Origin of the sequence: Haloarcula rara (assembly GCF_029338235.1) — an archaeon.
GTDB lineage: Archaea > Halobacteriota > Halobacteria > Halobacteriales > Haloarculaceae > Haloarcula > Haloarcula rara.
Genome location: NZ_CP119785.1, coordinates 2,211,014 through 2,220,570 on the forward strand (window position 1 = coordinate 2,211,014; position 9,557 = coordinate 2,220,570).

11 protein-coding genes are annotated in these 9,557 nt (G+C 67.2%); 8 read left to right on the top strand and 3 right to left on the bottom strand.

What is annotated here, in order from left to right; translation table 11 throughout:
• The first annotated feature begins 150 nt into the window (after positions 1-150).
• The 8 genes from P1K32_RS11715 to P1K32_RS11750 all read left to right on the top strand — a co-directional run bounded on the left by P1K32_RS11715 (position 151) and on the right by P1K32_RS11750 (position 7,709).
• On the top strand, positions 151-1,053 hold the full coding sequence (locus tag P1K32_RS11715) for a complex I NDUFA9 subunit family protein (protein WP_276249913.1): 903 nt from the start codon (positions 151-153) through the stop codon (positions 1,051-1,053).
• Between the two features lie 243 nt (positions 1,054-1,296).
• Entirely contained in the window at positions 1,297-2,481 is a 1,185-nt protein-coding gene (locus P1K32_RS11720) for a tubulin/FtsZ family protein (RefSeq protein ID WP_276249914.1), read from the top strand.
• Positions 2,459-3,247, top strand: coding sequence for a hypothetical protein (locus tag P1K32_RS11725; protein ID WP_276249915.1), 789 nt, complete (start codon positions 2,459-2,461; stop codon positions 3,245-3,247). The genes P1K32_RS11720 and P1K32_RS11725 overlap by 23 nt, the downstream gene beginning before the upstream one ends.
• A complete protein-coding gene (gene cofC / locus P1K32_RS11730) occupies positions 3,247-3,858 on the top strand; it encodes a 2-phospho-L-lactate guanylyltransferase (RefSeq protein ID WP_276249916.1) in 612 nt (203 codons plus the stop codon). The genes P1K32_RS11725 and cofC overlap by 1 nt, the downstream gene beginning before the upstream one ends.
• Before the next feature lie 52 nt (positions 3,859-3,910).
• Positions 3,911-4,486, top strand: coding sequence for a J domain-containing protein (locus P1K32_RS11735; protein ID WP_276252190.1), 576 nt, complete (start codon positions 3,911-3,913; stop codon positions 4,484-4,486).
• A 45-nt stretch (positions 4,487-4,531) separates the two neighbouring features.
• Positions 4,532-5,209: a phosphoglycolate phosphatase gene (locus P1K32_RS11740; protein ID WP_276249917.1), complete on the top strand. Its 678-nt coding sequence runs from the start codon at positions 4,532-4,534 to the stop codon at positions 5,207-5,209.
• A gap of 211 nt (positions 5,210-5,420) precedes the next feature.
• Positions 5,421-7,049 (top strand): GTPBP1 family GTP-binding protein, encoded by a 1,629-nt coding sequence (locus P1K32_RS11745; protein WP_276249918.1) that lies wholly within the window; start codon positions 5,421-5,423, stop codon positions 7,047-7,049.
• 48 nt (positions 7,050-7,097) lie between these two features.
• Complete coding sequence (locus P1K32_RS11750) at positions 7,098-7,709, top strand: NAD(P)-dependent oxidoreductase (protein ID WP_276249919.1); 612 nt, start codon at positions 7,098-7,100, stop codon at positions 7,707-7,709.
• On the opposite strand, the gene P1K32_RS11755 is transcribed toward P1K32_RS11750, so the two are convergent.
• The 3 genes from P1K32_RS11755 to P1K32_RS11765 all read right to left on the bottom strand — a co-directional run bounded on the left by P1K32_RS11755 (position 7,703) and on the right by P1K32_RS11765 (position 9,549).
• Positions 7,703-8,182, bottom strand: coding sequence for a double winged helix-containing putative transcriptional regulator (locus P1K32_RS11755; protein WP_276249920.1), 480 nt, complete (start codon positions 8,180-8,182; stop codon positions 7,703-7,705). The genes P1K32_RS11750 and P1K32_RS11755 overlap by 7 nt on opposite strands.
• Before the next feature lie 3 nt (positions 8,183-8,185).
• Positions 8,186-9,121: a methenyltetrahydromethanopterin cyclohydrolase gene (gene mch, locus P1K32_RS11760; RefSeq protein WP_276249921.1), complete on the bottom strand. Its 936-nt coding sequence runs from the start codon at positions 9,119-9,121 to the stop codon at positions 8,186-8,188.
• Positions 9,122-9,219: 98 nt separating this feature from the next.
• Positions 9,220-9,549: an MTH1187 family thiamine-binding protein gene (locus P1K32_RS11765; RefSeq protein ID WP_276249922.1), complete on the bottom strand. Its 330-nt coding sequence runs from the start codon at positions 9,547-9,549 to the stop codon at positions 9,220-9,222.
• Positions 9,550-9,557 lie beyond the last annotated feature (8 nt).

Genomic DNA, 9,557 nt, shown 5'->3' on the forward strand with positions numbered 1-9,557 from the left:
AAGCGCCCCGAACCCCGATACGGACTGTTCTAGCTGTTTACCGATGCCTGTCCATCGGGGTGGACGATATCGGTACGAGACTACAACAGTCCGTCTGCCCCCAACTGGTTTCGCCCTATCTTTACGGTCGTTCGGCGGAAAGGAAATGGTATGGACGTACTTGTAGTCGGCGGGACTGGTTTCGTTGGACAGCACCTCTGCCGGGAACTCGACGACCGCGACCACGACGTGACTGCCCTGTCACGGGACCCCCACGATACCGAGCTGCCCGACGGCGTCACCCGCAAGGAGGGCGACGTGACCGACTACGACAGCATCGCGGGCGCCTTCGAGGGCCGTGACGCCGTCGTCTTCCTCCCAGCGCTGTCGCCGCTGTTCAAGCCCGACGGCGGCGACGAGATGCACGAGGTGGTTCATCTCGGCGGCACCGAGAACTGCGTCACGGCGGCCGAAGAATACGACGTGGACCGCTTCCTCCAGATGAGCGCGCTGGGTGCGGACCCCGACGGCGCGACCCACTATCTCCGGGCGAAGGGGAAAGCCGAAGACGTCGTCAAAAACTCTGAGCTGGACTGGACCATCTTCCGCCCGTCGGTCGTCTTCGGCGACGGCGGCGAGTTCGTCTACTTCACCAAGCGGCTCAAGGAGATATTCGCCCCTGCGGTGCCGCTGTACCCGCTGCCCGGCGGCGGCAAAAAGGCCCACTTCCAGCTCATCTGGATAGACGACCTCGTGCCGATGCTCGCCGACGCGCTGGAGGACGAGGACCACGTCGGCCAGACCTACGAGGTCGGCGGACCCGAGACGCTGACCCTCCGGGAGGCCACGGAACTGGTCTTCGAGGCCGAGGGGAAGTCAATCACTATCGTCCCGCTGCCGATGCCCCTGGCCAAAATCGGGCTCCCGGTGCTTGGCTCGCTCGGGTTCCCGATGGGGAGCGACCAGTACGAGGGGCTGGACTTCGACAACACGCCCACCACCAACGACGTCGAGGCGTTCGGTCGCGACCCCGCGTCGTTGCGGTCGTTCCGCTCGTATCTCGGGGTGGCCTAGTCTCCCTGCATTGTCAAGGCAAATAATGAGGGCTGCCGTTCCTGTCGGGAATCGCTACAGTCCGGACGCGAGCCGAACGGCCGTCAACCGACTGTAGCCGTCCCGTGGCGCCCGCTGGCGATTTCAGGGACCATCGTACGTCAGCCAGCTTTTGTTTCTGCATCGAGCTTTCATCGATGAGATTTGGGCAAAAAACTTATACGCACTATCCTACTTACCACTTTCAACCGGAGAACTATATCAATGAAACTCGCGATGATCGGCTTCGGGCAGGCCGGTGGCAAAATCGTGGACAAATTCCTCGAGTACGACGAGAAGACGGGCTCGGGAATCGTCCGCTCGGCCGTGGCGGTCAACACGGCCAAAGCTGACCTGCTGGGGCTAGAACACATTCCGGAGGAGAATCGGGTACTAATCGGCCAGGCTCGCGTCAAGGGCCACGGCGTTGGCGCCGACAACGAACTGGGCGCCGAAATCGCCGAGGAGGACATCGACGAGGTCCAGGGGGCCATCGACAACATCCCCGTCCACGAGGTCGACGCGTTCCTCGTCGTCGCCGGGCTCGGCGGCGGGACCGGGTCCGGTGGGTCGCCGGTCGTCGCGAAACACCTCAAACGCATCTACACCGAACCCGTCTACGGGCTCGGTGTCCTGCCGGGCAGCGACGAGGGCGGCATCTACACGCTCAACGCCGCCCGGTCGTTCCAGACGTTCGTCCGCGAGGTGGACAACCTCATGGTGTTCGACAACGACGCCTGGCGACAGACCGGCGAGTCCGTCGAGGGCGGCTACGACACTATCAACGAGGAGATCGTCCGGCGCTTCGGCGTGCTCTTTGGCGCCGGCGAGGTCGAGGCCGGCGACAACGTCGCCGAGAGCGTCGTCGACTCCTCCGAGATTATCAACACGCTCGATGGCGGCGGCGTCTCCACCGTCGGCTACGCCTCCGAGGACGTCGAAGTCGACTCCAGCGGGGGCGGACTGCTCTCGCGGTTCAAGGGTGACAGCGACAGCGGTGACGACGGAATGGACACGGCCAACACCACCAACCGCATCACCTCGCTGGTCCGCAAGGCCGCCCTCGGGCGGCTGACGCTGCCCTGTGAAATCGAGGGCACCGAGCGCGCGCTGCTCGTGATGGCCGGGCCGCCCAACCATCTCAACCGGAAGGGTATCGAGCGCGGCCGCAAGTGGCTCGAAGAGCAGACCGGCTCGATGGAAGTGCGTGGCGGGGACTACCCGACCAACGCCCCGAAGGTCGCCGCCTCTATCCTGCTGGCCGGCGTCCACAACGTACCCCGAATCAAGGAGCTCCAGCAGGTCGCCATCGAAGCCCAGGACAACATCGACGACATCCGCCAGCAAAGCGAAGATAACTTAGAGAACTTGGTTGAAGACGATGAAGATGAACTCGATCCGCTATTCTAGGGCGACGGTCGCATTGCTCTGTGTCGTCGGGTTGCTGGCCGTTGCGGGCACAGCGGGTGCCTTCACCGTCTCGACAGAGGGCGATGTGCCCAACGAGACTGCCGTCGGCAGCGAGGTGTCGGTCACGTACGTCATCGACGACCCGTATACGGACGTTCCGAGCGAATGGACGCTCGACGGCGAAACCGAACTGGAGAACGTTAGCTGGTCCGTGGAGGTCCGCGACCGCGGGAGCGTCGTCTACGACGAGACCTACGGTGAGCAGTCGTTCACACAGACGATGAACGGCGAGGGCGCCCAGGACGGTGACGAGGTCCGTATCACGCTCGAGGGGACCGTCCCAGCAGTCGAGACCTACACCTACGAGCCACCCGAGCAGTACACGGTCGCGAACCTCGCCCGCGTGACTGGGAGCAACGAGAACGAGTTCCGTAACGATTCCGCTCACCACTACACCGAGGACAGCCGCGAGGCGCGCCAGGCTATCAACGCCTCCCAGCAAGCCGTCGCGGACGCACCGGGCGATAACTCGGATGCGAAGGCACAGCTCGACCGGGCCATCTCCGCCTACGAGGCCGAGGACTTCGACAACGCGGTTTCGCTGGCCGAAGACGCCGAGCAGCAGGCCGAGCAGGCCCAGCAAAGCCAGCAGACCACCCAGACGCTGCTGTACGCGGCCGGTGCGGTCGTGCTCCTCCTCCTGGTCGGTGGCGGGGGCTTCTATCTCTACAGCAAGTCCCAAGAGGACGACTACAGCAAGCTGTAATGCGACTCGTCGTCCCCGTCTCGGGGTCCGACCCGAAAACCCGCCTCTCCTCCGTTCTCACGCCCGACGAGCGCCGCGAGTTTACGGAAGCGATGCTCGCAGACGTCCTCGCCGCACTCGAGGCGGCCGACCACGCACCGGCGGTCGTCGCGACGGCGCCTGTTACGTGTGAAGCGCCGGTCACTGTCGACGAGCGTGGGCTCGATTCGCTCGTCAATGGGCTGCTCGCCGAGACCGACGGGGAGCTTGCGATCGTGATGGCCGACCTCCCGCTGCTCACGCCGGGCGCCGTCGAGCGGCTGTTCGCGCCCGAGGCCGATGTGGTGCTGGCGCCCGGCACCGGTGGCGGGACGAACGCCTTCGTCTCCCGCCATCCCGACTTCCGGGTGGACTACCACGGCGCGTCGATACGAGACCACCGCCAGATTGCTCGCGCGGCCGGCGCGAGCGTCGCCGAAGTGGACTCGCGCCGACTGGCGACGGATATCGACGAGCCGGACGACCTGGCGGAGGTCCTGCTTCACAGCGACGGCGCCGCCGCCAACTGGCTCCGCGACGCCGGCTTCGAACTCGTCACCGACGACGGTCGCGTGACGGTCGAACGGGCCTGAGCGGACCCCCGGAGGCGAGACGCTTACAGTGCTCTGGCCCGAACCAGAGAGCGTGCAGTACGACCGGCTTACCAAGGGAATCGCGGTCGTCTTCGGCGTCCTCACAGCCGTGCTGACCGTGGTGGGCATCCTCTCCAGCCCGGCCGTGCTCTTTCTGGCGCTGATGTTCGGGGCCTCGACGTACCTGATGTACTACCACCTCAGCGGACGGATGGCCGCGAGCGTCTACGAGCGCGTCGAGCAGCGGGCCGCGACCGACGGTCGTGGCGCCCGCCGTGGCGACAGCCGCGGCGGCTTCGGTGCGGGGCCGCGCGAGGAGTGGGAACCACCCCGCGACGGCCGGGCGCGCCGCACCGCAGAGCGGGTCCGCCAGGAGCGAGCCCGCCGGCAGCAGGCCCGGGGCGGACGCCAGAGGACGGCCCGGCGCCGCCAGTCCGTTCAGCAGTCGTCCGGACCCACGCCCGCGGAGGCGTACGACCGGCTGGGACTGGACCCCAGCGCGGACCAGAGCACGGTCAAGCAGGCCTACCGCGAGCGGGTCAAGGAGACCCATCCGGACACCGACAGCGGGAGCGAACGGGAGTTCAAGCGGGTGAAAGCGGCCTACGAGACGCTCACCGACGACTGATGCGGTGACCGCAACGACCAAATCCGTGCCGGCGCCAGTTCCCGTATGACCGAGACACCGCCGCTGGTGGTCGATATTGACGGGACGCTCACCGACGACACCCGAGCCGTCGACCCGCGCGTGTTTCCAGTCCTCGCGGAGTGGCCCGAACCAGTCGTCGTCGCGACCGGCAAAGCGATGCCCTATCCTATCGCTCTCTGTGAGTTCGTCGGCATCGACTACACCGTCATCGCGGAGAACGGCGGGGTAGTGTTCGTCGAGGCCACGGACACGCTCCAGATAGAGGGCGACAAGGCGGCGTGTCTCGCCGTCGCCGAGGCGTACCGGGAGCTGGGATACGAGATGGGCTTTGGCGAGGTCGACCTGGCGAACCGGTGGCGCGAGACCGAGGTCGTCGTCGACCTGTCCCAGCCCGAGGAACCGCTGCGGCGTCTGGCTGAGGAGCACGGACTGGAGTTTTTCGACACCGGCTTCGCCTATCACGTCACCGACGCCAGTATCGACAAGGGGACCGGACTGGACGCGGTCTGTACCGAGCTGGGACTCGAACCGGTGGATTTCCTCGCGGTCGGTGACTCCGAGAACGACGCGGCGACGTTCGACGTGGCCGGTGAGTCGGTGGCCGTCGCCAACGCCGACGAGACGGCGCTTTCTCGGGCCGACCGCGTGACCGAGGCGAGCTACGCCGACGGCTTCCTCGAGGCGGTCGAGCCGTATCGCTAGGGCGAACCGGCGACACAGACGCTCTGAACAGCGGGGCTGGTGTCGCACGACGGCTGGACCCCGCTGGCGAGTGACCTACATAGGCCACGCTGGCCCTGCCTTCGCCTATGAACCTTCACTGTGAGAGATAGAGACACCCACCGTACATAACAGGGCGCAGGAACTCCATACCCGGGGAAAGCTTTTGTTTGCCCCTCCGTTACGCACCGTCATGAGCCCCGACCGGGCCGTCCTCCAGCGCGCGCTGGACCGCGGCGAACAGGAGGGTGGCAGCGTCGAATTCAAAGAGCGGCTCACCGAGGACCTCCACCTCTCGGAGGGGCGGCTGGAATCGCTGGCCGCACAGCTTCGCCATCGCGTCCTCTCCGGGGAGGGCGAGGCGACCTACGTCGTCGGCGTGACCGACGAGGGCGGGCTGGCCGGTATCTCCCCCGCCGAGTTCTCCGAGTCCATGGACGTACTGAGCCTGCTCGCAGAGGAGGCCGGCGCCCACATCGAGGAGGTCCAGACGTGGGGTGTCGACGGCGTCGCCGACTCGGGCGGCGGAGGCGACGCCAAGGGTATCGTCGGCGTCGCCACCATCCGCGAGGGCGCAGTACTGGAAGACGACGACCACATCGTCGTGGGGACCGCCGGCCACGTCGACCACGGCAAGTCCACGCTCGTGGGGTCGCTCGTCACGGGGGAGGCCGACGACGGCGAGGGGAACACGAGGGGCTTCCTTGACGTGCAACCCCACGAGGTCGAACGCGGTCTCTCGGCGGACCTCTCGTATGGCGTCTACGGCTTCGACGAGGACGGTCCGGTGCGGATGGACAATCCGCATCGCAAGACGGACCGGGCCCGCGTCGTCGAGGAGTCCGACCGGCTGGTGAGCTTCGTCGACACCGTGGGCCACGAGCCCTGGCTTCGGACCACGATTCGCGGGCTGGTGGGCCAGAAACTGGACTACGGCTTGCTCACTGTGGCCGCCGACGACGGCGTCACCGAGACCACCCGCGAGCATCTGGGCATTCTGCTGGCGACCGAACTCCCGACCATCGTCGCGCTCACGAAGACAGACCTCGTGACCGACGAACGGGTCAGCGAGGTCGAGCGGGAGGTCGAGCGGGCGCTGCGCGAGGTCGATAAGACGCCGCTTCGGGTCGAACGCCACGGTATCGACGCCGCTATCGAGGAAATCTCCGAGACTGTGGTCCCCGTGGTGACGACCAGTGCTGTCACACAGTGCGGGCTGGACACGCTGGACGAGATGTTCGAACGGATGCCCAAGACCGGCGGCGAGGTCGGCGAGTTCCGGATGTACATCGACCGGACCTACAACGTCCAGGGCGTGGGCGCCGTCGCGTCCGGGACGGTGAAAGCCGGCGAAGTAGAGGCTGGCGACGAACTCCTGCTGGGCCCGATGCAGGACGGCCAGTTCCGCGAGGTCGAGGTCCGCTCCATCGAGATGCATTACCACCGTGTCGACGAGGCTAAGGCCGGCCGTATCGTCGGTATCGCGCTCAAGGGGGTGCGAGAGGCCGACATCGAGCGCGGGATGGTGTTGCTGCCCCGGGACGCAGACCCCGACCCGGTCCGTGAGTTCGAGGCCGAAGTGATGGTGTTGAACCACCCGACTCGCATCGGCGACGGCTACGAGCCGGTCGTCCACCTCGAAACCGTAAGCGAGGCTGCGAAGTTCTACCCGGCCGGGGGCCAGCTGCTGCCGGGCGACGCCGGTCAGACCAGGGTTCGGTTCAAGTTCCGGTCATACCTGGTCGAGGAAGGCCAGAAGTTCGTCTTCCGCGAGGGCCGCTCGAAGGGCGTCGGGACGGTCACCGACGTGGGGACGGAGTGACCGCCGTTAGGTACCCTTGCTTTATCTGTCGGGTGTCTCTCGTGGGGCATGGAGCTGCTCGTCTACGGTGCCAGTGGTCCTGTCGGGCGCCGGCTCTGTGCGTCCGCCGTGTCCGACGGCCACAGTGTGACGGCGTTCGTTCGTGACACCGCGCGGGCCCCCGACGGCGTCTCGGTTATCGAGGAGGACGTGACCGACCTGGAGGCCGTCGCGGCCGCGGTCAGCGGTCAGGACGCCGTCTGTAGCGCGCTCGGGCCCGACGACGGCGATTTCGCAGCGCTCGACACCGGTCTCGAGAACCTCGTCGCCGCGATGGAAGCCTGCGGCGCCGAGCGACTGGTCGCCGTCGCCGCCGCGGGCATCCTCCAGGCCACGCCCGGGCGACTCCGCCTCGACGTGGACGACTTTCCCGAGACGCTGCGACCGCTCGCCGACGCCCACCGGGCGGTGTACGACCGACTCCAGCCCTCGGGGCTGGACTGGACGCTCGTGTGCCCGCCCCGGATGCCTGACGGTCCGCCGACGGACCACTATCGCACCGCGGTCGAGTACCTCCCGGAGGGCGGGCAGTCCGTCTCGACCGGCGACGTGGCGGCGTTCGTCTACGACGCGGTCCTCAACGACCGGCACAGCTGCGAGCGAGTCGGCATCGCCTACTGAGACGAGACGAAACTGTCGTTCTCGACCGCGAGCATGTCGAAGCGGACGGCCCACTCGAGAATGTGCTCAACGCGTCGTCGCCAGTCCGCTTCCCACTCGGGGTCGCGCTCGCGTTCCCAGCGCGGTATCTCCTCGCGTACCCCCTCGAACGCCGTCCCAGGACTGTCTGCACCCGCAGCCACTGCGTCGAGCAACTCGGCGACGAGAAACACCCGCTCGCGGGCGGCCGTCGCGAGCGCGTCGCGGTTCAGTTCCGCACGAGTCCGATGGTACCCGCGCTCGGTCTCGGTCACTAGCCCGAGCGCCTGCAGGAACGTCAGATACGACCGGGCCTGTTCACGGTTGTCGACGTCGGTCGCGCGCTGGATGGCTGCACAGCAGTCGGCCTTGTCGTCGGGGACGAGCGGTATCGCCGTTCGGGCCGTCCGGAGAAAGTCGAGCGAGCGGGCCGGCGGGGCGACCTTGTAGCGCATCCCTCAGAGCCCGAAGCTCTCGACCAGGACGTCCTCGTGGGTCTCGCCGACGACGTGGGTGTCGCCCCCGACCACGTCGATGGTCACCTTCGCCGGCCCGAACAGCTCCACCGGCAGTTCCGCGAAGTCCCAGTCGACGTCCTCGAAGACACCGTCGAGCGGTCGGCCGTACTCCGCGCCGGCGACAGAGGTGACCTCGTCGACGATATCGTCGACCGGCTCGTCGACGGTGAGGTGGACCTCGCTCCCGTAGGCCAGTGCGTCTGTGGTCCGGGCCATCGCCGTCGCCTCGTCGGCCGCGACGGGGGCGACCGGCGCCCGACCGTTCGCCGAGAGCACTTCCGCCGGGTCGTAGCCCAGCTCGGCCAGCCGGAAGACGGCGATTTCGGCGGCCCGCGCCGCGCTGGCGACGCTACCGGTGACGCTCGCGGTGGCGAACGCGGGCAGGAAGACCCCGGTCTCGGGAACGCCGGTGCGCTCGGCGACCTGCGCGGCGACGGCCTGGTCGGGGAGCTGGTCGGTCTCGACGGCGAGGACGGCGAACTGCTCCTCTTCGCGATAGCCGATGCGGCCGAAGATGTCCTCCTCGGCGACCAGCGCACGTGCCGGGCCGCTGCCCAGTCCTTCGAAATCGTCCGTGGTCAGCTCCCAGCCGCCCTTCTGGGAACAGAGCAGGGCCAGCGCCGGGTGGTCAGTCGCGAGTTCGACGTGTGTCAGCGGGGCCGCACCGACCCGTTCCATCCCAGTCTGGACCGTCGCCAGGCCGGCCGTCTGGAGCTCCGCCAGCACCAGCCCGGCCTCGACGGCGCCGGGGACCTCGACGCCGAAATCGAGGACTGCGGCGTCGCCCTCCAGGGCGTGGACGTCTATCGTCAGTTCGTCGGCGAAGTCGATGGCCTCGTCGACCAGCTCCGTGGCCATCCGATTGAGCGTGTTCATACCCCGCTTTCGCCAGCCGGCCTTTTATACGGATTGCTGTAGTCTCGTTTCGGTATTTCGCTGTCGCGAACACTGGGACACAGCTACAACAATCTGTATCAAGTGCCGCCTTCGCCGCCGCTCCGTGCTTCCCGACCCAGCTCGTCCGCTACCCTGTCGACCTTCTCGCTGGCGCGCTGGTCGACGCCGCGCTTGTCGTCTATCTTCAGGAACGTCTCGACGCGGTCGGACTGGGCGCCGACGGCCTCGTGGGCGGCGTGGGCGGCCGCGAACAGCTCCTCGCTGTCCGCTGCCTCGATGACGGTGCCCATCGGCGTGGTCTCGTACTCGACGTCGAACTCCTCCAGCGCGGCGACTGCGTCGGCGACGTAGGGCGCCATACTCTCCTCGACGACCGGTGCGACCGACAGGAATCCGATGCAGGTCATATGCCTGT

Coding starts and splice junctions, on each gene's coding strand:
- P1K32_RS11715 (WP_276249913.1), top strand. CDS start 151: ATGGACGTACTTGTAGTCGGCGGGACTGGTTTCGTTGGACAGCACCTC.
- P1K32_RS11720 (WP_276249914.1), top strand. CDS start 1,297: ATGAAACTCGCGATGATCGGCTTCGGGCAGGCCGGTGGCAAAATCGTG.
- P1K32_RS11725 (WP_276249915.1), top strand. CDS start 2,459: ATGAACTCGATCCGCTATTCTAGGGCGACGGTCGCATTGCTCTGTGTC.
- cofC (WP_276249916.1), top strand. CDS start 3,247: ATGCGACTCGTCGTCCCCGTCTCGGGGTCCGACCCGAAAACCCGCCTC.
- P1K32_RS11740 (WP_276249917.1), top strand. CDS start 4,532: ATGACCGAGACACCGCCGCTGGTGGTCGATATTGACGGGACGCTCACC.
- P1K32_RS11745 (WP_276249918.1), top strand. CDS start 5,421: ATGAGCCCCGACCGGGCCGTCCTCCAGCGCGCGCTGGACCGCGGCGAA.
- P1K32_RS11750 (WP_276249919.1), top strand. CDS start 7,098: ATGGAGCTGCTCGTCTACGGTGCCAGTGGTCCTGTCGGGCGCCGGCTC.
- P1K32_RS11755 (WP_276249920.1), bottom strand. CDS start 8,182: ATGCGCTACAAGGTCGCCCCGCCGGCCCGCTCGCTCGACTTTCTCCGG.
- mch (WP_276249921.1), bottom strand. CDS start 9,121: ATGAACACGCTCAATCGGATGGCCACGGAGCTGGTCGACGAGGCCATC.
- P1K32_RS11765 (WP_276249922.1), bottom strand. CDS start 9,549: ATGACCTGCATCGGATTCCTGTCGGTCGCACCGGTCGTCGAGGAGAGT.